The organism is Saccharibacillus kuerlensis DSM 22868, from assembly GCF_000378145.1.
In the GTDB taxonomy this organism is placed as follows: domain Bacteria; phylum Bacillota; class Bacilli; order Paenibacillales; family Paenibacillaceae; genus Saccharibacillus; species Saccharibacillus kuerlensis.
Genome location: NZ_KB899284.1, coordinates 45,817 through 65,745 on the forward strand (window position 1 = coordinate 45,817; position 19,929 = coordinate 65,745).

General features: G+C 52.8%; 21 protein-coding genes. 13 read left to right on the top strand and 8 right to left on the bottom strand.

From position 1 onward, the window contains the following. The first annotated feature begins 1 nt into the window (after window position 1). The 13 genes from walK to F456_RS0110485 all read left to right on the top strand — a co-directional run bounded on the left by walK (window position 2) and on the right by F456_RS0110485 (window position 12,054). Complete coding sequence (walK, locus tag F456_RS0110420; protein WP_026293803.1) at window positions 2-1,864, top strand: cell wall metabolism sensor histidine kinase WalK; 1,863 nt, start codon at window positions 2-4, stop codon at window positions 1,862-1,864. Next, window positions 1,861-3,159 (top strand): YycH family regulatory protein, encoded by a 1,299-nt coding sequence (locus F456_RS0110425; RefSeq protein ID WP_018976970.1) that lies wholly within the window; start codon window positions 1,861-1,863, stop codon window positions 3,157-3,159. Before walK ends, F456_RS0110425 begins: the two co-directional genes overlap by 4 nt. Window positions 3,160-3,201: 42 nt before the next feature. Then, window positions 3,202-3,939, top strand: a complete 738-nt coding sequence (gene yycI / locus F456_RS0110430; RefSeq protein WP_018976971.1) for a two-component system regulatory protein YycI — start codon at window positions 3,202-3,204, stop codon at window positions 3,937-3,939. A 31-nt stretch (window positions 3,940-3,970) separates the two neighbouring features. Continuing rightward, entirely contained in the window at window positions 3,971-4,786 is an 816-nt protein-coding gene (locus F456_RS0110435; protein ID WP_026293804.1) for an MBL fold metallo-hydrolase, read from the top strand. Between the two features lie 162 nt (window positions 4,787-4,948). After that, on the top strand, window positions 4,949-6,187 hold the full coding sequence (locus F456_RS0110440) for a S1C family serine protease (protein ID WP_018976973.1): 1,239 nt from the start codon (window positions 4,949-4,951) through the stop codon (window positions 6,185-6,187). A 74-nt stretch (window positions 6,188-6,261) separates the two neighbouring features. Further along, the gene (locus F456_RS23990; protein WP_018976974.1) at window positions 6,262-6,429 is read left to right on the top strand and encodes a CxxH/CxxC protein; all 168 of its coding nucleotides are present in this window, start codon (window positions 6,262-6,264) and stop codon (window positions 6,427-6,429) included. A 119-nt stretch (window positions 6,430-6,548) separates the two neighbouring features. Then, window positions 6,549-7,631, top strand: a complete 1,083-nt coding sequence (locus F456_RS0110450) for a YdcF family protein (RefSeq protein WP_018976975.1) — start codon at window positions 6,549-6,551, stop codon at window positions 7,629-7,631. Window positions 7,632-7,708: 77 nt separating this feature from the next. After that, window positions 7,709-8,188 carry a transcription elongation factor GreA gene (greA, locus tag F456_RS0110455; protein WP_026293805.1) on the top strand — a complete coding sequence of 160 codons (480 nt, stop codon included), beginning with the start codon at window positions 7,709-7,711 and terminating at the stop codon, window positions 8,186-8,188. Between the two features lie 197 nt (window positions 8,189-8,385). Beyond that, window positions 8,386-9,318 carry a helix-turn-helix transcriptional regulator gene (locus F456_RS0110460; protein WP_018976977.1) on the top strand — a complete coding sequence of 311 codons (933 nt, stop codon included), beginning with the start codon at window positions 8,386-8,388 and terminating at the stop codon, window positions 9,316-9,318. Window positions 9,319-9,394: 76 nt separating this feature from the next. Beyond that, window positions 9,395-10,195 carry an SDR family oxidoreductase gene (locus F456_RS0110465; protein WP_018976978.1) on the top strand — a complete coding sequence of 267 codons (801 nt, stop codon included), beginning with the start codon at window positions 9,395-9,397 and terminating at the stop codon, window positions 10,193-10,195. 25 nt (window positions 10,196-10,220) lie between these two features. Further along, entirely contained in the window at window positions 10,221-10,871 is a 651-nt protein-coding gene (locus F456_RS24775) for a Dabb family protein (RefSeq protein ID WP_018976979.1), read from the top strand. Between the two features lie 217 nt (window positions 10,872-11,088). Beyond that, entirely contained in the window at window positions 11,089-11,568 is a 480-nt protein-coding gene (gene rlmH, locus F456_RS0110480; RefSeq protein WP_018976980.1) for a 23S rRNA (pseudouridine(1915)-N(3))-methyltransferase RlmH, read from the top strand. Between the two features lie 210 nt (window positions 11,569-11,778). Then, window positions 11,779-12,054 (top strand): sigma-70 RNA polymerase sigma factor region 4 domain-containing protein, encoded by a 276-nt coding sequence (locus F456_RS0110485; protein ID WP_018976981.1) that lies wholly within the window; start codon window positions 11,779-11,781, stop codon window positions 12,052-12,054. Window positions 12,055-12,096: 42 nt separating this feature from the next. Here the strand turns inward: F456_RS0110485 and F456_RS0110490 are convergent, their stop codons facing one another. From F456_RS0110490 to F456_RS0110525, 8 genes are all read right to left on the bottom strand, one after another. Then, complete coding sequence (locus F456_RS0110490) at window positions 12,097-13,755, bottom strand: recombinase family protein (RefSeq protein ID WP_018976982.1); 1,659 nt, start codon at window positions 13,753-13,755, stop codon at window positions 12,097-12,099. Next, window positions 13,734-15,332, bottom strand: coding sequence for a recombinase family protein (locus F456_RS0110495; RefSeq protein ID WP_169577837.1), 1,599 nt, complete (start codon window positions 15,330-15,332; stop codon window positions 13,734-13,736). The genes F456_RS0110490 and F456_RS0110495 overlap by 22 nt, the downstream gene beginning before the upstream one ends. A 12-nt stretch (window positions 15,333-15,344) precedes the next feature. Next, on the bottom strand, window positions 15,345-15,473 hold the full coding sequence (locus tag F456_RS25000) for a hypothetical protein (protein ID WP_018976984.1): 129 nt from the start codon (window positions 15,471-15,473) through the stop codon (window positions 15,345-15,347). A 40-nt stretch (window positions 15,474-15,513) separates the two neighbouring features. Continuing rightward, the gene (gene radC, locus F456_RS0110505; RefSeq protein ID WP_018976985.1) at window positions 15,514-15,978 is read right to left on the bottom strand and encodes a RadC family protein; all 465 of its coding nucleotides are present in this window, start codon (window positions 15,976-15,978) and stop codon (window positions 15,514-15,516) included. A gap of 407 nt (window positions 15,979-16,385) precedes the next feature. Further along, window positions 16,386-18,269 carry a DNA primase family protein gene (locus tag F456_RS23595; RefSeq protein ID WP_018976986.1) on the bottom strand — a complete coding sequence of 628 codons (1,884 nt, stop codon included), beginning with the start codon at window positions 18,267-18,269 and terminating at the stop codon, window positions 16,386-16,388. Then, on the bottom strand, window positions 18,233-18,766 hold the full coding sequence (locus F456_RS0110515; RefSeq protein ID WP_018976987.1) for a bifunctional DNA primase/polymerase: 534 nt from the start codon (window positions 18,764-18,766) through the stop codon (window positions 18,233-18,235). Before F456_RS0110515 ends, F456_RS23595 begins: the two co-directional genes overlap by 37 nt. Beyond that, the gene (locus tag F456_RS0110520) at window positions 18,763-19,365 is read right to left on the bottom strand and encodes a hypothetical protein (RefSeq protein WP_018976988.1); all 603 of its coding nucleotides are present in this window, start codon (window positions 19,363-19,365) and stop codon (window positions 18,763-18,765) included. The genes F456_RS0110515 and F456_RS0110520 overlap by 4 nt, the downstream gene beginning before the upstream one ends. A gap of 322 nt (window positions 19,366-19,687) precedes the next feature. Beyond that, on the bottom strand, window positions 19,688-19,927 hold the full coding sequence (locus F456_RS0110525) for a hypothetical protein (RefSeq protein ID WP_018976989.1): 240 nt from the start codon (window positions 19,925-19,927) through the stop codon (window positions 19,688-19,690). Between the last annotated feature and the right edge of the window lie 2 nt (window positions 19,928-19,929).

Here is a 19,929-nt window from a genome sequence, read left to right on the forward strand (position 1 = left end):
GCTGCGCGGAGCGGCATTTTTCCGTTCGGTGCAGGCGAAGCTGATCATCGTCTATATGCTGCTGATCCTTATTGCCATGCAGCTGATCGGCGTTTATTTCGTTAGTGCAATGAAAGCATCGCTGACGAATAACTTTACGAACGATCTGAAGGAGCAGGCCGAATTGTTGTCCGTATTGGCCGGTCAGAATTGGACGGGCAGCGGAGAAGCGGCCGAGGACAAGACGGCAAGCCTGCGTACGCTGGTCGACAATTTCTCCAGCATGAGCAGCGGCGAGATTCAAGTGATCGACGTCAGTGGACGGGTTCTGATTACGTCGCTGTCTACGCACGCGGATCTCGTGAACAGCAAGAACACACAGACGGTGGTCAGCCGGGCACTGCAGGGCATCGACGATAACGAGGAGTACATCGTTGACGAAGACAATCTGCGTAAAAAGGTTGTCGCCAAGCCGGTATTCAGCGGCGGCAAGATCGTCGGAGCGATTTATATTGTCGCTTCGATGCAGGGACTCTACGATACGATGCAGCGGATCAACAGCATTTTCATTTCTGGCGTACTGATCGCACTTAGTCTGACAGCTGTTCTCGGCGTCATCTTGGCGCATACGGTTACGCAGCCGATCAAGGAAATGACCAAGCGGGCGACCGCAGTCGCCGAAGGGCGGTTCCATGTACGGATGCCGGTCTTCGGCAAAGACGAGATCGGGCAGTTGGGCGAAGCGTTCAACCATATGACGAGCCGGCTGCAGGGCGTATTGTCATTGAACGAAGAAGAGAAGGAGAAGCTGTCCTCCATCCTGACCAATATGAGCGACGGCGTGATCGCCGCCGACGAATCAGGCTCGGTCATTCTGGTCAACCGGGTGGCCAGCGCGATGCTCGGTATGAGAGAAGCGGACATTATCGGCCGCAGTATCTCGGAACTGCTCGATCTGCCGGAAGAAGACGGAGATCTGAATGCTGCCGGACTGCGCAGTATTATCTTAGGCGGCAGCGGAGGCACGCCGGATTCGCCCGGCAGTCCGGGCGGCCGCGACGATCTGACGATCAAAGCGACGCTCAGCCCGATTCACCGCCGCGAAAGCGGAACGGAGATCGGCGTCAGCGGCACGATCGCAGTGCTGCAGGATGTGACCGAGCAGGAAAGACTGGATATGCTGCGCCGGGAATTCGTGGCAAATGTATCGCATGAGCTGCGCACGCCGCTCACGACGATCAAGAGCTATACGGAAGCGCTGGAAGACGGCGCGCTTGATGACCGCGCGGTAGCCGGACGCTTCGTCGGCGTGATCCAGAACGAGACGGAACGAATGATTCGTCTCGTGACAGATCTGCTGCAGCTGTCGCGAATGGATTCCAAGGAGACGGCGCTGCGGCGCAAAAAAGCGGATTTGTTCGAATTAATTGAAGAAGTCGCGGAACGGTTTGCCTTCCCACTGCGCAGCAAAGGGATTGAGCTGCGGCTCAACGCTTCGCCGGAGCTTGGAACGGTCAATGTGGATCGGGATCAGATCGATCAGGTATTGGATAATGTCGTCTCCAATGCCATGAAATATACAGGCGAAGGCGGCCGGGTAACGCTCGATGCTCATCGCCTTGAGGATGGACGGCGTTATGCGATCGTTGTGTCTGACACCGGTATTGGCATTCCAAAAGAAGAAATCGGACGAATCTTTGAGCGCTTCTACCGCGTCGACAAAGCACGCTCTCGCGGGATGGGAGGCACCGGTCTTGGTCTGGCCATTGCGCGGGAGATTGTGGAAGCGCACGGCGGTGAAATCGCAATCGAATCGGATCTTGGGCAAGGCACACGCGTGACATTTACGATTCCTGCCTATGCGGAAGGAGGCGGCGATAAGTGAAAGAACGGCTCAAAACGGTGATCCTTACCCTGCTTGTCGCCGTCAGCCTTGTGCAGAGTTATTTGCTGATCTACCGTCTGCCCGGTACGGGTTCGGTCGTCGTCTCGTCGTCCGGTTATGTACGAACCGACGAGATGGGCGAACAACGCAGCGTCGAAGATACGCTGTATCCTGACCGAATGATTATCCATATGGGCGAAGATCGGCATACGATTTTTTATCCGGATTCGGCTTTTTACAAGCTGATCTATACACGTATTCAGGCACGCGACTTCGCATCTTTTCAGGTGCAGCCGGTGACAGCCGCGGACTGGACCGAGATTGCATCCGACAATCCGGGCATCGAGCTGTCGTTCGGCAGCGGTCTGCCTGTGCCGCTTCTGCAAAAAACGATGCGTCTGTCGGCCGATGCCGCGTTTGAGACGGCGAATATCGACCGCATCTGGATTTATACCGGCAGCGGCGAAGAGAAACCTCGAGCGTTCTTCTTCAGTTCGAACGGTCAGACTGTGTATGAGGCCAAGCAGCTGGATCTGACCGTGCAGGACGTGCTTCAGCATGTGGCATTCGGTGAAGAATGGACGCCGTATACGCCGCTCAAATCGTATACGCTGTACGTTCCTTCCAAGCCGATCGTGCTGGCGGAATCCGTACTGGAAACGGATGCGTTCACCAGTGAACAGATGCAGCGCAATCTGTTTGCCGATCCGGCCGTTACACGCAATATTCATGAACAGGACGGATCGGAGATCTATACCGACAGCAAACGAAGCCTTCAGATCGAGGACGACGGACGCTGGATGACGTATACCGATCCCGCAGCGGTGCCGGTAATCGGCGCAAACGCCACTGAAAGCGTGCTGTCGGCAGTCGATTTTATCAATCAGCACGGCGGATGGAATGGCACTTACCGGGCCGAGCTGCCGGAAGAAGGGACCGGGGGCAGAGACTCGGATCTGAACGTCCGCTTCCAGCAGTATTACGGTTCGCTGCCGGTGCTGGGCAGCGGTACGGTAAGGTACGGTTATATGAATTTGATTTTGCAGCAGGGTACGGTCTCCTTTTACGAGCGCTCGCTGCTCGAGACGCCAGAAGAAGGAGAGCAGGGACTTCAACACACGCTGCCTGGCGGACAGGAATTGATCGATCGAATCACCAAGATCGAAGACGTTCACGGTCTGAAAGTGACTAATTTTTACCCGGCGTATATGCCGCGAATGAACGGCGATAAGCTGAGGCTGGTACCGATCTGGGCAGCCGAGCTGTCCGATAGCACAACCATTACGTTTAACTGATACCGTTTAACGGATACGTTCGGAGAGAGGAGGAATCGGAACTTGGATTGGGGAAGAGCCAAGAACGTCTTGATCTATGCCTTTCTGCTGCTGAATCTCGTGCTGGGCTATCAGCTTTGGAGCGACGTGCGCGAACAGCAGGGGGCAAGCCTCGGCTTCGATTCACTCAGCGAAAGCACGCAGCGCGCGATGGAAGAGAAAAATATCCAAGTGCTCACCTCTGTGCCGGCCGATACACCGAGCCTCCCGAAAATTTCGTATCGCTATACGCATGAGATTCCGGAGGCGCCGATACCGCTGGCTGCTCCCGCAGACAGCAAACTAATCTTCGCCCCGGGCGATCTGTCGGCAGCTCTTCGTTCCGAAATTCCGGAGATCGGCGATTACAGCTATGATGCGTTTTCCGGAAGCGGCGGAGACGGATCGTTTACGCTGCATCCGCTGTTTGAGCAACGGTGGCCGCTGTTTAATTCGAGCCTGGAACTTTTTTATACCGATCAGAAAATCAATGCCTATCGAGGCGCGCCGGTAGAGATTCAAGATGCCGGAGGCGAGACGGAGGTACTGCCGGCGCAGAAAGCGCTGGGTACGCTGGTCGAGAATTACCTGCCGGAAGGGACAATTGTCAAAGACATCGTGCTGGGCTTCTACGGTCAGACTTTCGATTCCGAGACGCAGGTAGCCGCTCCGGTATGGCGGTTTACTGTCGAAAACGGCGAGTCGTCCGCGTACAGCGTCTATTACGTACAAGGAGCCAGTGGGGACGTCATCAGTCCTTAAGCAGCAGGAGAGAAGGAGATTATCAATGAGTATGGGAATGCGTTTTACCGTTTTGTCGAGCGGATCGACGGGCAATGCCACCGTGATTGAACTGGGGGGTACGTCGCTGCTGGTCGATGCGGGCCTGAGCGCAAGAAGATTGGAGGAGCTGTTCCGGGAACGCGACGTATCGCCGGAGCAGCTCAGCGGCATCCTGGTTACGCACGAGCACTCGGATCATGTTAAAGGTCTGGGTGCACTCTCGCGTAAATACAAGCTGCCGATCTATGCCAACGAAAACACGTGGGATGCGATGAAAAAGTTCGTCGGCCAGATCGAGCCGGAACATCGCAAAGTTATGGAAACGGGCGCGGCGATCGACTTTGGCTCGCTGCGCGCCGTGTCATTCGGCATCTCGCACGATGCGGCGGAGCCGGTCGGTTATACGTTCGACGATGGCGTACACAAGTTGAGTCTGGCTACCGACCTTGGATATATGAGCGACAAGGTCAAGGAAGCCGTCTACGATTCCGATGTGCTGGTGCTGGAATCGAACCACGATATTGAGATGCTGCGAATGGGACGCTATCCGTGGAACATCAAGCGGCGGATCCTCAGCGATGTCGGCCACTTGTCGAACAATGCAGCGGGAGAAGCGCTCAGCGAACTGCTGAACGGCCGATTGAAGCGGACTTATCTGGCTCACCTCAGCCGCGACCACAATATGATGGATATCGCTAAAATGACGGTAAGATGTTCGATGGAAGACTGCGGAATCTTTTTCAAAGACAGTGAATTTGAGCTTCGCGACACCCATTGGAATATGCCGACACCTTGGGATGAAGTCGGAAGCCGATCGGGCGAGTAATCCGGCGTCGACGGGGCGTTAATCGGTTTATAAATGAATAGAGAATCAAGGTTAGAGAATAAGGAGAAAAGAAGAAAGCATCCGGAGCGGCCGCTCCAGGAGACCGGCGTAAGCTCGTCGCCTCGCATACAGCGGTTGGCGCGGATAGAAGGAAGGGTGCACATGGGGCTGTTTGACGACGAATACTACGGCGGAAGCGGAAGCCGGCGCGGATTCAGCGAGTATGGTTCGCGCCGCAGCCGGCGGCGTTCCGGCGGATACAACGGCTCCGACCGCCGATCCGGCGGTCTCTCGAACGCAGCGGTCAGCGCGGTTCTCGCTTCGCTGTTTACGGCACTGCTGCTCTGCGGCCTGTTCGCCGTCTTAGTACTGCCGAGACTGAACGGTACGGCTTTCACCGCTCTGTCAGCATCCGATCCGTATGATCGGATTGTCCAGGCTGCGGCCGCTGTACGACCTTCGGTGGTCAGTATCGTCAATCACCGTACGGCAGGCGAGGTCATGGCCGAGAATGCTGCATTGGGCTCGGGGGTCATTTTTCAAAAGCAGGACGGCAAAGCTTATGTGATTACGAATGATCATGTGATCGCGGGTGCGGAAGAACTGGAGGCGGTACTGATCGATGGGACCCGCCTCAAAGCAGCGGTCGTCGGTACGGATGTGATTACCGATGTGGCTGTGCTGGAGATTGAAGGCGGCAAAGTCAAATCCATCGCGAAGGTCGGCGATTCCGACCGACTGGATCTGGGGGAGACGGTCATCGCGCTCGGCAATCCGCTGGGACTGGGCGATACGCTCACGTCAGGCATCGTCAGCTATCCGAAGCGGGTTATGCCCGTTTCGCTGAATGAAGACGGAGTCTACGACTGGGAACAGCAGGTGATCCAGACCGACGCGGCGATCAATGAAGGCAACAGCGGCGGTGCGCTGGTCGATCTCGACGGCCGATTGATCGGTATTAACACGATGAAGATCGCCAGCACCGGCGTCGAAGGCATTGGCTTTGCCATTCCAATCAATCAAGTGATCGAGACGGCGGAAGAATTGGTGCGCAGCGGCAGGATCAGCAGACCTTATTTAGGCGTCTACTCGCTCGATCTGAACAATCCATACGCACCGATGGCCGAAGATCAGCTGAGCGACCTCAAGCTGCCGAAAGGCATCGAAAAAGGTGTGGTCGTGCTGGAATCGCTTGGCCCCGCCAAAGAGGCCGGAATCAAGCTGAACGACGTCATTGTCGGCTTCGACAATCATTCGATCGATTCCACGCTGATGCTGCGCAAATATCTGTACGGCTACAAGCGGATCGGTGATAAAATGAAGATCAGCTACTATCGCGACGGCAAGAAACAGTCGGTCACCGTCACGCTGGGGGAACGCCCGCAGGCGGGCGAGCAGTAAAAAGCGGCTTATTGCCGTCATCCACTGCGGACTGCCGGAATCTTTTTTACATCAAACAATCGGGAGTGTCATTCATGTACTGTGTATGCAAGCAACATATCGAGAACGCGCTTGAACAATTTTTGGACGAATACGAAGAAGCACCGGACCTGGTAAACCTGAAGGAGACCGAATTCTCCGACTGGGACCCTCCGGTTCAATGTGCGCACTGCGAAGCACCCGCAGAAGTATTGGTTGTCTGACCCGGCTGCGGCCACATCTCCGATATCAAAGACTGGCATAGAGGCTGCCCGTATGATCCCTTACAACTGGGCTTGCGGACAGCCTTTTTGGCCGGCGAAATGAAAGGGAGCTATACCTGATGAACTTCCTTTTTACCTATGGATTTTATGGAATATCCGTTTTGCTGCTGGCAGCGTTTGTGGTGAGCTATCTGCACGACAAGCGGCGAATCCGGGTCGGGATGCTGCTGACTTCCGGACTGCTGATGTTGGCTTTGTCACTGATGATCACCCTAATCCGAATTGCCGACGAAAGCGGAACAGTCAGGTACGCCGCTATCCTGGGGGCGTTTGCGGTGGTTCTGCTGCTGCCGCTGCTTGTCGTAGGCACAGGGGCGGGATTGATCTATAATGCGCGCATCTTGTGGAGAAAAGAAGGCTTTAAGCTGAACAATCTGCTGACGTTGGCTCTTGGTCTGTTGATTTTTCTCTATCTGGGACTGCTGGTTTCCTCGCCGCTGTGGACCGATCATGAAGAGCTGGCCATGCCGATTCTGCTAATGACGGCGATCACCGGCTACCTTGGCTTCGTCTTCCTCTGTTACCTCGTCTCCTGCGTGCTGTACAATCTGGTGCGTCCCAAGCCGCCGCGCGATTATATCATTGTGCTTGGCGCAGGGTTGAAGGGAGACAAAGTCACGCCTCTTCTGGCCGGACGGCTGAATCGGGGCATCGAATTCTATCGGAAACAGGAGAATCTGCCTTACGTGCCCCCTATCTTCGTCGTGTCAGGCGGCAAAGGTTCAGATGAGATGATCTCCGAAGCGGCGGCGATGCGCAATTATTTGCTGGAGCAGGGCATTCCGAGCGAGTGGATTCGGATGGAGGACCGCTCGGTGAATACGCTGCAAAATATGGCCTTTTCCAAACAGATCATGGACGCAGAACGCGGCGAAGGCAATTATACCTGCGTGTTCACAACGAATAACTTTCATCTGTTCCGGGCCGGTGTGTATGCGCGAAAAGCGGGTCTCAAAGCAGAAGGCATCGGTTCCAAAACGGCGTTCTATTACCTGCCCAATGCGTTTATCCGTGAGTACATAGCCATTCTGTCCATGTACCGCAAATGGCACATCTCCGTGATCATCGCCATTGTGCTGATGTTCGGTCTGGCAGGGCTGCTGCTCTGGTGGATGGACCGTTCGGCAGGCGTAGGCGTATAACCGGAAATCATTCGATTATTGGCGGGAAAAGGAGTAGACTAGAAGAAGAACGATATTTTAGCGGGGTGAGCAAAAGCATGGCAGAAGAAGAAGTAGTATTGACGCAGGAAGGTTTCGATAAGCTCCAAGCGGAGCTCGACGACCTCAAATTTGTAAAACGCAAAGAGCTGGCAGCGCGGATCAAGCTTGCAATCAGCTATGGCGACCTTAAAGAAAACAGCGAATATCATTCGGCCAAGGACGATCAGGCCTTCATGGAAACACGCATTATGCAGTTGGAGAAAATGCTGACCAAAGCACGGATCGCGGATGCGAGCAAAGGTAATTCGGGCATTATCGGCGTAGGATCGAACATTGTGCTCAAAGACATCGAATTCGGCGACACCCTGGAGTATCAAGTGGTGGGACCGGCTGAAGCCGATGTAGCAGACGGCAAGATCTCGTACGAAAGCCCGCTGGGCAAAGCGCTGATGGGCAAAAAAATCGGTGAAAAGATCGCTGTTGACGCGCCGATGGGTACGATCCATTATGAACTGCTGGAAGTTAAAGGGCTGTAAGGGTCTGCGCTCGAGCGTGACAGGATAGGAAAAGAAAAAGACGGCCGACCGGTGGATACGCGGGTGCCGTCTTTTTGTTGTGCAGAGGGATTGGGAGAGAGGACGGCGCGGAAGATCGGCATCGGACAATGTGGTAAAATAAGGAAATAATAACGGAAACGAAGCTTCATGAAGTCGTTTCGTGGAGAGGTGAGAAGATGCAAATCAGCCGATTATTTCAGATAGTCCATATCTTATTGGAAAAGGGAAGGGTTACCGCGCCGGAGTTAGCCGAGCGATTCGAGGTGTCCGCCCGAACGATCTATCGAGACGCGGAAGTGCTGAGTCAAGCGGGAGTTCCTATTTATACCCTCCAAGGAAAAGGCGGCGGCATTTCGGTATCGGATCAATTTGTGCTCAACAAATCGCTGCTTACTGATCAAGAGCAGAATGAGATCTTGTTCTCCCTGCAAAGCTTGTCCGCAGCTCGATTGCCCGACTCCGACAAAGTACTGTTGAAGCTGAGCAGTTTGTTCAGGAAAAACAGCGCAAACTGGATCGAAGTCGATTTCTCCCCGTGGGGAAGCGGCCAACAGCAGAAAGAACTGTACGCCCTGCTCAAGCAGGCCATTTTGGAACATAAAATCATTTCGTTTGCCTACCTGAATGCGGCCGGAGAGCAGGAGAACCGGAGCGCCGTGCCGATGAAATTGCTGTTCAAGGACAGGGCTTGGTACGTAGAAGCTTACAGCATCGAAAAAGAAGCGCCAAGAACGTTCAAGATTACCCGAATGTCGCAGGTAAGTCTGTCGGATAGGGACGAGAGCGAATTGCCCCGGCTTCCGCAGCAGCGCATGGAGAATGCAGGAACTTCCCATGAAGAAAGCCCGGCCGAGGCGATGCCGAGAATCCCTTTGGTGCTGCGGATCGAACCGGCAGGAGCTTCCCGAATCGTGGACGAGTTTAAGGAAGAGCAGATTGTGAAGCAGGAAGACGGTTCTTTTTGGATTGCTTCGGAGATGCCGGATGGAGAATGGCTTTTTCAGTATCTACTTTCTTACGGCGAGCTGTTGGAGGTCATAGAGCCCGCATCGATCAGGCAGGAGATGCAGCGCCGCATAGCCGAAATGTTTCGTAATTATTTGGGATAACCGGACACACTGCTGTCAGGTTCTGTCGATTATCCTATCCTTACACCCCAACCGTATAAGGAGGATTCGACAGAAAATGAATAATGCCGCGTACTTATTGGATATGAGACAGGAATTTGAAGGGAAACGGGCACTGGTAACCGGCGGGACTCGAGGAATCGGCTTAGCGATCGTTCAGCGCTTGCATGCCGGAGGAGCAGAAGTGATCGCCGTAGCCAGGTCGACGCCCGAGACATTGCCGGAAGGCGTCGGATTCGTGCAGGCCGATGTCAGTCTTCCGGAGGGCGTAGACCGGATCGTGGAAGAAACGATCCAACGATTCGGCGGTCTGGACATCTTGATCAACAACGTAGGCGGTTCCTCGACCAGCACGGCGGGAGCTTTGGCTTTGACGGACGAAGATTGGCAAACGACCTTTAACGCCAATTTATTTTCTTCCGTGCGTCTGGATTGCGGATTCCTGCCCCATATGAAGGAGCGGCAAAGCGGAGCGATCGTCCATATTTCTTCGATTCAAAGCCGACTTCCCGGCAATATGACCATGTCTTATTCAGCAGCCAAAGCCGCACTCGTGAATTACAGCAAAAATCTGGCGACTCAATTTGGCCCGGAAGGGATAAGAGTCAACGCGGTAGCGCCCGGATTTACCGAAACGGAAGCTGCGGGACGCTTGATCGAGCGCATGGCCGCCAACGCCCAAACGGATTATGAATCCGCGCGCCGACAGTTAATGGATGAACTCGGAGGCATTCCTCTTGGCCGGCCGGCCAAACCCGAAGAAGTTGCCGAGCTTACCGTGTTCCTGGCTTCGGCTCGGGCTTCTTATATTACGGGCTGTGAATACGTCATCGACGGCGGAACGATCCGCACTGTCTAATCCCGAGAGCGAAGGAGTTGAGAATATGAAGCTTGATATCCATCTGCTGCCGCCGGTTATTCGGGATTTCATCGCCGCCGCCAATCAACCTGATCATGCTGCTTACCTGGATTGTTTTGCGGAAGATGCGCTTGTGTTCGACGAAGGCCAAGAGCGCAAAGGCAAAGAGGCGATACAAAAATGGAGCAGCGAGCATCACTTCGGCGCTCATATCGTGCTCGAACCGATCCGACATCGGACAAGCACGGATGAAATCGGGGTCGTGTTCGAGGTAGACGGCGATTTCGATAAATCCGTTCTGCCCGATCCGTTCTGCTTGGAGTTTCTTTTTCAGATCAAGCAGGATAAGATTCAGCGGCTGGTGATCCAACCACCCAAAATGATCGTCAATCATGTACTGCTGAAGCTGAAAGACCGCCGTCCCGAGCAGATCGAGCAGGCGCAAACCGTACTGATGAGTCTACAAGGAAAAATAGACGTTCTGCTACATATCCAGGTGGAACGCAATGTTCGCCCCGGCGCTTCCGCTTATGATCTGATCCTGATTACCCGGTTTGCTTCTATGGAAGATCTGGATCAGTACCTCATTGACCCGGCCCATCAGGAGGTCGCCCAGTGGATTGGAACGGTCGTGGAGACGCAGGCGTCGGTGTGCTGCGAAGTTGGAGAGAGATGAATGCTGAACTGCGCTGCAGAATTTGTGAATTAGGCGGTGGAAACGGGAAAGACGTAAGTGATGCGAAATATGGGAAAAATGCGAAAGAAATAAGACTCTAATCGGTAAAGACGGCTATCCGACGCATACAGCGCCGAGGCCGTCTTTTTTTGAGCCGCAGAGCGGAGTCTATCGTATAATGGAGGTATCACATCAAGAGCGGAAAACGGGAGGATCTATGTTTATTCAAATTATTGGAGTCGGCAAGCTGAAGGAAAAATATCTCGTCCAGGGGATTGCGGAGTACAGCAAGCGGCTGACGCCGTACCTCAAGCTGCAGATCATCGAAGTACCGGACGAGAAAGCACCGGATACCCTGAGCGACGCGGAAGTGAAGATTGTGAAGGACAAGGAAGGCGAGCGGATCTTGAGCCACATCAAGCCGGATGCTCACGTCATCGCGCTGGCGCTCGACGGTAAAATGTGGAGCTCGGAAGATCTGGCCTCGGAGCTGGATCGGCTGGCGACTTACGGCAGCAGCCATGTTGTGTTCGTGATCGGCGGCAGCCACGGGATCAGCGACGACGTGTTGAAACGGGCACAGCAGAAGCTGTGTTTTGGTCGGATGACGCTGCCGCATCAGTTGATGAGGTTGGTGCTGGTGGAGCAGGTGTATCGGGCGGTGAAGATTAATCGGGGAGAACCGTATCATAAGTAGGGCGAAATTTAAAATATAATACTTTTTCGATAATAAGTCGCTAAGTGTCTTTTAAGTACTTTGGATTATCTCATGGAATAACGTTTTTAACTCATGCTTTCTAGAAATACAGAGTTAAACTGAAATTTCAATTTACTAAAACAAGTTTCTTTGATATAGTTCATTTAACAGATTTTATCGCATATTATCGCATAAAAGGAGTGGATAGTAATGAAATCGAAGTTGACAGAAAGACACCAAGCCATGGCATACGTTTTAAAACATGAGTTTGGATATACGCAGAAGGATATAGCTTCATTAATGAAAGTAAACCAGTCTACAATAAGTAATGCTATAAAGGAGTTTAAGTTTAAAAAGCAAATCCAGGATTTAAGTTTAGAACTAAAAGAAGCGAGAGATAAAATTTCACAAATTGCGGAAAAAGGAATCGATTCTTCTACGCTTATTGGATCTCCTATGATAATTGATATAACTCCTAAAAGTTAATTGGTTATAAAAATCAAATGAATACAAAGATTAAGGTAATACTTACAAACCAAATTCAAAATTATTTTTAGTGTCAGAAGACTTGTCGTGTAAAGTAAAAGCCCCTGCCGCTGTATAAGCGGGAGGGGCTTTATTTAAAAAATGTTTCTGAGCTTCTTCGTTAAATGCTAATTCGATCCGGTCCACTCTCTTCCTCTCATCCAGAGTAATCCGTTTCACAATCAAGTGAAGCAATGTCTTCCGCTGCACAAACGGTGACCGTCTCAATAACTCCTCGAACCTCTCCATCAAGGAACGCACAAGCTCATAAGGAACTGGCTCCGACTGATCGTCTCGAACCGCCACCTCCAGCTTCGACCTTCGCCTCAGTTCCACATCCAGCTCCTCATTCAAATCTTTGAGCCTTTCACTGAACAGCAGCCGATCAATCTCATCCATCTCGTACAGCTCCAGGTACTTCCGTTTCTTCTCCTCCAGCTTCTCGATTCGAGACTTCACAGCAGAAAGTTCAGCCTGCGCCGGTTTGGACTGCTGAGTCCTTTGCTCGTTTACCCTCTGCACAATCGCCTTCAAAATCGAAGGGTTCTCGACGACGCTACGAATCCGATCAGTCACAGCCTGCTCTGCTTCCAGCTTGCGAACACTGTTGGCGTGGCAAACAGAACTTCCTTGACTACGAAACCGGCTGCACGAGTAATACATACGAGTCATTTTGGTTCCGTCCCTCATCCTGTTGACCGTCCGGCTGGCGGTCATCGCCGCCCCGCATTCGGGGCAGCGGATGATTCCGGTCAATAGGTATTCGCCTTCAAAGCGCTTCTGAGGCATCTTCGATTTTTTTCGTTGAAGGAACTGGACTTTCTCCCACAACTCTTCGGAAATGATCGCCGGGTGAAGCCCTTCTACAATGATCTCGTTATCGCTCTGACCCCGACGACGTTTCTCGGACCAATTCTCGTAGCGATTATAGCGGATCTTTCCCACGAACATCGGGTTGGTGACAATGTCTTTGATGGCCGTAGTGGAAAAAGGCTTTTTGCGCTTTGTCCGATGGCCTTCCTGGTTCAGCTCGTTGGCAATTGATTTAAGCCCTCGGCCTCCGGCGTACATTTCAAAGATGCGGCGCACGAGATTCGCTTCTTCCTCAACCACGATGACTTTCGTATCGCGACCGTACGGATTGCCATACTCATCGACTTTTTGAATCTTGTATCCGAGCGGAACCTGACCGTTGTGCTTGCCGGTCTTGGCACGCTGCTTATGGCCCATCTTCACGTTCTCTACGATCGTGTTGCGTTCGAGTTCGCCGACGGCTCCCATCATCTGGAGCGCGAAGCGTCCCATCGGAGTGCCGGTCTCGAAGTTTTCCGAGAATGAGCGAAAAGCTACGTTGTTCTTCTCCAGCAGATCGACAATGTGAAGCAGGTCGATGTTCTTGCGCGCCAAGCGGTTGAACTTCCAGACTACCACTTCGCTAAAGCGACGCTCCTTGGCGTCGCGAAGCATCCGCTGAAGTTCGAAGCGGCCGTCCATGCTTTTGCCGCTGACCCCGCGATCCACGTACTCGTCGAAGATGACCTTGTCATAGAGCTTGCAGTAGGTTCTGAGCGTGTCGAGCTGGGCGTCGATCGAGTAGCCGTGCTCGGCCTGCTCCTCTGTGCTAACGCGGGCGTAGATGGCTACGCCGGCTGTGTTTTCCATGCGGACTCACTTCCTTTCTCCGGAATACCTGCGACATTGAGGTTGGCAATCGCGGCCGTTCCGTATAGGGTGGAATTTTTGATCTGGCGATCGGCGGGGACCACGATCTTCTCTATTATGGTTTTCAGCAATTGCTTCTGCTGCTCGGGCATGGCTTGGCGAAAAATAGAACCGAACCGACTCAGCGCAGTTCTTACTTCTTCCAGATTAGGGCCGTCTGAGCGGATCGAAGAGGTCTGTCGCTCCAGCTCGACCTTTCGCAATATCAGCGGCTCAGAAGCCGCATCCAGACTGTGCAATTTTTCTTGAAGATCCTCTTTGCTGAGGTAGTCCTCTTCGAATAGCTCGAAGCAGCGCGTTTTTCGCCGTCGAAGTGTTTTCAGCTCCTTCTCCAACTCGGACAGCTCGCGGAGGAGATCGGAACGATTCTGCTGGGTATTTTTGCCGCGAATCGCTGAGCAGAGCTGGCTTGTAATCTCTTCGCCGGAAACCAGCCTTTCGATCTGCAGGACTACCCAGCGTTCTATTTCGTCCGCCGGAACGTGGTTGGCTTTGCAAGCCGCAGCGCCTCGGTTATGGTATCGTCCGCATACATAGTAGTGCCTGAAGAGCAGCGCTCCGCTTTGTCGCTGCCGTTTGCTATGGATGGGGATCATTCCGCTGCCGCAGCTCGGACACTTGAGCAGACCGGGCAAAAGATACACCCGCTCCGTCTTTTTGGCCGACGGCTTGGAGCGCTTTTTCAGCTGGAGTTGAACTTGGCTCCACAGCTTGTCGGAAATAATAGGAGGGTGCTCGCCTGCTACAACGTGCTCCGTAAGCTTCCCCTTAGATTTTCCCGGCTCCTGAGTTCTATACTTGATCTGTCCAATATAGTTCACGTTTCGCAGAATGTTGCGTACGCCGTTCACGCTGAACAGCCGGCCTTTCTTGGTCCGGATTCCGGACTTGTTGAGCCTGTTGGTAATGGCCTTGAAGCCGAGTCCCGCAGCGTACCACTCAAAAACTTGCCCGACGACCAAAGCCTCTGCAGGCACGATTTCTGCTCTGGCATTATTTGAGCCAGTCCCGCTGGTTTCCCAGCGGTAGCCGAGCACGAGGTTGCCGCAGTTCCACTTCCCCTGCTTGCTGCGCTGACGTAGACCCAGGCGCACGTTCTCCGCCGTCTGCTCGCGTTCGAACTGGGCAGCCGCCCCGCGCATCTGGAGCAGAAAAGTGCCGATCGGCGTATCCGGCGGCATTTCCTCGGTCAGGCTGTGCATCCGAATGCCGAGAGACTGGAACAGTTCGGCCATCTGGAGGAAGTCCTGCAGGTTCCGCGACAAGCGGTTCATCCGCAAGAAGACAACCTGTCCAAATGCTCCCTGCTTGGCGTGGTGAAGGAGATCCTGCAGCGCCGGCCGCCCCGTAATCGACTTGCCGGAGATCCCTTCGTCGGCGTACAGCTTGTAGACGGGGATGGCGTGGAGCGTGCAGTATCGGAGCAGCTCCTCGCGCTGGGCCTCCAGGCTGAATCCCTTGACCTGCTCCTCGGAAGATACCCGGATGTACAGTGCGGCGGCAGGATTGGCTTTCATCGCGTTGTCCATCTAAGCTGCCCTATCGTCGGCATCCTCGCTGGAAAGCGTCTCGGGATTGGCCTCGATATACTGGCAGACCATATCGGAGAGAATGTCGACGAAATGGGCGAACTCTGCGTTTGCGATAGGTGTGTTCATAGGTTGTCTCCTCCTGAGTGGATAGTCGTTTTCCTTGCGGCTACATCAAGCCTCGTTCTTTCATGCTGGCAAAGCGGTTCTCGCCGAGTACAAGGTGGTCAAGCAGTTCGATGCCCATCAGCGATCCGGCATCCCGAATCCGCTCGGTCAGCTCGACGTCTTCGCGGCTCGGATCGGGGAGGCCGGACGGATGGTTGTGGCAGGCGATGATTGACGCGGCATTCGCCATGATGGCCAGCTTGAAAGTCTCTCTCGGGTGCACGAGGGAAGCGTTCAGCGTTCCCCGTGACACCTCATGCAGAGCGGTGGGCTGGTTCTTGGTATCCAGGGTCATGATGCAGAAGACTTCTCGATCAGAGTCCCCGATGAACTGTCGGAACAGCTCGGCGGCTTCTCTCGGACTACTGATCTTTCGCTGAGGATACAGAATCGACGGTTTTTCTCGAACCATTTTCAGGCTGAGGCACTGGATACGCTTGGCGGGTGTTTTCTTAGGATTGGACATGTATACTCCTCCGTTTGCTGATCGAATGGGCAGCCGGTTACTCGGGCTGTACGTAGGTATAATATGAGTCCGACTTTTCGTTCAGTTCCCGGAGGAGTCGTGTCACTTGTCGGGACGCTTAGGGTGCGAGCGACACCGTATATTCCCTTGAGTTACCTGGGTTCTCCGTCTTTTGGGTCGCTGTGGCGCTTTCTTGGAAATCTTTTTTGGCACCCTGGGGAGGAGGGGGGTTCCTCTATCTCTTTTTTCTATCTTTTTCTTCGAAATAAGTGTCCCAAGCGCCACGGGTTAGACGAGATCCCAGGCAGCCGTTGGGGAAATGGAGTGGCACCTACCCTTTCGAAGTGTCCCGCAAGCGTCCCAAGTGTCCCAGAAAGCCAATAGGTAGTAGCAACTTCTTTATGAGGTTATTCAATATCCTCAATATCTGTAATTGTAGTGAATCCTGTCCGCAAATCCGTTGTCTGCTGCGATAGCTGCTTTAGTCTGACTCCCTCCAGCCCGCGAATGCCTCCCGACTTATAGCGGTTTACTGCTATGTTTTGACCTCGAAGGTTATTTTCGATGGCATTGAGGAGACGCTGATTGTTCATTGGATTGGAGATATTGGCACCTGTGCACCAACTCTGGTAGCGGACCGCCATGTCGCGATTCGGTATCCGATCGTCAGGTTTGCCGGCCTCGATGTTGTCCTCAATGAAGCGTTCGATCGGATCGAGGTCCATTCTATAGTCGTCCAGCGCTTGTCTGGCAGCTCTGGAATTGGAGAATCGGAACTTGTTTTTCTGCAGGCGTCGGAGCCCTCTCAATGCAAAGTTCAGGATGCCGGGAAGCTCTTTGTTCAGCTTAGCGGCGAGATGAGGATCTTGTTCCTCTTCCCTGAATATGCGATTGAAGGGGAGGACGATCAGGCGCCGTGTAAAGCCGTGGCTCTTGTCTCTGGAATAAGGAAGATTGTTCAGCGCCAGAACCAACTTGCAGAACGGCTGATAGGAAAACCCTGGCCCGTACTTAACTTCGACTCGAATACTGTCTCCTGCTACGACGGACTTGAAGAACTGCGTGTTTAGGCCTTTTGAGCCGACCTCATTCTCCGTAGAGAGGAGAAGCGACTTGTCGACGAGTTCCGAGCGGGCGAACGCTTGGTCCAGGTCACTCAAGGTCAAGTTTGTAACGTTCTTCTTGCCGACGAGCTGCTCCAATACGCCAGCCAATATGCTTTTCCCGTTCGCCCCTTGACCGTAGAGTACGAAGGCTTTCTGAGCCTCAACTCCTGAGGTGAGGCAGTAGCCAAACATCTCTGCGGTAAGGTCGATCAGCTCCTGGTCGTTGTTGTAGATCTGTGCCAGAAACTGATCGAAGCGCGGGCAGGCTGCCTTCGGATTATAATGAATCGGGATGCGAATGGTCGAGTGAAATTCCGGCTTATGCCGATAGAGCTTGAAAGGTCTTCTCTCTGGTTCTTTTCGTTTGTTTCTCAAGCTGAGCATTCCGTTCTCTAGATTGAGCAAATTTCGCCGGCCGTCCATTCTCTCTACAGTTTCGGCTTGCAATTGCAGAGCTTTGAGGTAAGCCTCCTCCGTTATCGGTCTCCAGAAGTCGGCAACATAGCCATTCAGAATGTCGCGCAGCTTACGCCGGAGCTGGTTATCGCTAAGGACGTTCCAGACTCCGTCGTCGTATAGGTAGAAGCGGTCCCCCAGTGTGTGCACGAGCTTGAGGCGATGTTCGACGACGTGCCGGGCAAAGGCGTTCGGGTTGAGCCCCGTTGGTCTTCCGCTGTTACGATCTAGGATGAACCCTACAGTGGAAAGGTTTACTGAAGGCAGCGGAGCTGCCTTTTTACGGGGAGTAGCAAGAGATTTGACCGGGCTGTTTGTGATCTGTCCTTTTTCGTTCTTGCGCACATTGTTCGGAAAGCAGAGGCCGACCTGCTTGACATCGCAGCCAAAAGTTGTGCAGCGCGTACAGCCTTTCGGAGGATTCGCTATGAGCTCGCTTATACGCCGCTCGCTTCCCGCGTCGTGCTTGACTGAGGCCCGAGAGAAAGCCAGTGCAGCTTGCGGATTACCTGAGGCGATAAGCAGGGAGATCCATTTGTACCACCGCTCTTCCGGAAGTCCGTCCTGCTGCTGGATGCTCCAGTCTTGCGCGAAAGCCGGGCAGGAGGATTGCAGGATAGTCAGTGCAGGATCTTCGGCGGGCACTTTCTTAGACCGGTTCTGGTTTCGATTCAAGTAATCGGGAAGTTCAGCTAAGCCATTCGTATGAATTGCGGTGGTCTTATCCATTCGTAGTAGCCTCCGTTTCTGTGTTTGGAAGGGGGAAGAACGGTGCAGCTGTTCTCTCCCAATAAGAGAAATTCTGAGTGTGTTGCGTCTGGATTCGGATCGCTGATTGAGTACTTTTTTACGATACAGTCTTTTGGAGCGGCAAAGATGTATCGCATTCCGCCGCCTGGAGTAGAGAACTGCCACGTGTCAGGCAGCTCTCCTTCGCTGAGCTCTTCTAGCTTCTGACGTCCGAACTCTCCATCCAGGTCAATGGCAACGAGCCCCTGCCGCTGTCCGAGTGACATTCCGATGTTGGCCTGGGGCCACTTTTTGAACCACCGCTCGATTTCGGCGTCCGAAGGGACGCCGGCGTTCTGCCAATTCCTAATAAGCGGTCGCTTGCCAGGCGAGCGGCAAACTTCGATATGCCTAGCGCTCATGCCGGCGTGATCGGCAGGGCACATCGGAATAATATGGAACCCTGCGTGAGCGTACTCTTTGGCTTGTTCTATCATTGGGCTTGAGGCTCTGCTTGAACGGTAGTATCTTTCTTCAAAGTATATTTGACATGTTCTTCAAGGCCGAAGAGGCCCAACATCTGGTTATACCTGTACTTTAGCTCCAACATGTCAGGGTCTAGTACGCCAGCATCGCATAAAGTAAAGAAGTCACTCACTCGGCTTGAGATCTTCATTTCTTCGAGAAGTCGCTTTTTGATGTTTTTACAGATTTTTTTTCGTTGCTTTTCGGTAAACCCCTTTAGACTTACTAGACCTGAAAAGTCTCGATAAGAGTCGATCTTTGTTTCATAGACTTCATTATCTGATTCGGAAAGTCCATAATGGGCAGCGAAGCAATTGAATCGGTGGCACGCTTCGAACATTGCCGCCTCTCTAGCCTGTAGATTAGTCATATCTTTGAACTTCTGTCCATCCATGCCAGTCAGTCTGAATCGGAGAGAGAAGACTGTATCCGAGTCGTCATCTTCCAGTTTATTCTCAAAGCTGTTCCAATCGATCCTAGCCTGCTCTTTATAAACTGCGATCATGCCTTCTTCAAATTCTCCTTGATTGGAATAAAGCTTCTCTCGTTGCATCGTTAACAATTGTTCCATTTTGCTTCCTCCTTGAATGGGCTATTAGATAGGGAAGCGAGAAGGAAAATCCTCTCGGCGACGCCTTCGCAGATAGATATAAGCCATGATTGCTAAGCCTAAACAGCGCTACTTGTCGCTAGAGAGAGGCAAAAAGGTCAGTTTTAGGGAACAGGGGAGCAACTCCTCGCGGATAGCGTTTTTGCTAAGAAAAAACTTTTTTTTTTTGCGATACCTATTCAAAGACAAAAAAAGACAGAGATTATCCTCTCTGTCTTGATATATTAACTTCATGAGTAATATAATGTAATATTTTTTTGCTAGCTTTCTTGTACTCCTTTGATCAAGAACTTCTACGTTTCGATAACACAACAAATCCGAGAACGATGACCACTACTGTAATAGCCCAGATAGGATGATTTTTGATGAAATCGAGCGTCAGCGATACAACAAAATAAGCAGCTGTAAGGCTACCAGCTATAGTAGCAATAATCCCGTAGAGACCGAAATAAGTGATAGAAAACAAGCGATTTACCAGAATGAAAAAGACGATCCCTAATACGATGGTTGATACAGTTACCATAT

Excerpts from the sequence above, each read along its gene's own strand:
- F456_RS0110520 (WP_018976988.1), bottom strand. The coding sequence starts at position 19,365 with ATGGAACAATTGTTAACGATGCAACGAGAGAAGCTTTATTCCAATCAA.
- F456_RS0110485 (WP_018976981.1), top strand. The coding sequence starts at position 11,779 with ATGAAATCGAAGTTGACAGAAAGACACCAAGCCATGGCATACGTTTTA.
- F456_RS0110440 (WP_018976973.1), top strand. The coding sequence starts at position 4,949 with ATGGGGCTGTTTGACGACGAATACTACGGCGGAAGCGGAAGCCGGCGC.
- F456_RS0110515 (WP_018976987.1), bottom strand. The coding sequence starts at position 18,766 with ATGATAGAACAAGCCAAAGAGTACGCTCACGCAGGGTTCCATATTATT.
- F456_RS0110495 (WP_169577837.1), bottom strand. The coding sequence starts at position 15,332 with ATGAAAGCCAATCCTGCCGCCGCACTGTACATCCGGGTATCTTCCGAG.
- F456_RS0110435 (WP_026293804.1), top strand. The coding sequence starts at position 3,971 with ATGGGAATGCGTTTTACCGTTTTGTCGAGCGGATCGACGGGCAATGCC.
- radC (WP_018976985.1), bottom strand. The coding sequence starts at position 15,978 with ATGTCCAATCCTAAGAAAACACCCGCCAAGCGTATCCAGTGCCTCAGC.
- rlmH (WP_018976980.1), top strand. The coding sequence starts at position 11,089 with ATGTTTATTCAAATTATTGGAGTCGGCAAGCTGAAGGAAAAATATCTC.
- greA (WP_026293805.1), top strand. The coding sequence starts at position 7,709 with ATGGCAGAAGAAGAAGTAGTATTGACGCAGGAAGGTTTCGATAAGCTC.
- F456_RS0110525 (WP_018976989.1), bottom strand. The coding sequence starts at position 19,927 with ATGGTAACTGTATCAACCATCGTATTAGGGATCGTCTTTTTCATTCTG.
- F456_RS0110460 (WP_018976977.1), top strand. The coding sequence starts at position 8,386 with ATGCAAATCAGCCGATTATTTCAGATAGTCCATATCTTATTGGAAAAG.
- F456_RS25000 (WP_018976984.1), bottom strand. The coding sequence starts at position 15,473 with ATGAACACACCTATCGCAAACGCAGAGTTCGCCCATTTCGTCGACATT.
- F456_RS24775 (WP_018976979.1), top strand. The coding sequence starts at position 10,221 with ATGAAGCTTGATATCCATCTGCTGCCGCCGGTTATTCGGGATTTCATC.
- F456_RS0110465 (WP_018976978.1), top strand. The coding sequence starts at position 9,395 with ATGAATAATGCCGCGTACTTATTGGATATGAGACAGGAATTTGAAGGG.
- F456_RS23595 (WP_018976986.1), bottom strand. The coding sequence starts at position 18,269 with ATGGATAAGACCACCGCAATTCATACGAATGGCTTAGCTGAACTTCCC.
- F456_RS0110450 (WP_018976975.1), top strand. The coding sequence starts at position 6,549 with ATGAACTTCCTTTTTACCTATGGATTTTATGGAATATCCGTTTTGCTG.
- F456_RS0110490 (WP_018976982.1), bottom strand. The coding sequence starts at position 13,755 with ATGGAAAACACAGCCGGCGTAGCCATCTACGCCCGCGTTAGCACAGAG.
- F456_RS23990 (WP_018976974.1), top strand. The coding sequence starts at position 6,262 with ATGTACTGTGTATGCAAGCAACATATCGAGAACGCGCTTGAACAATTT.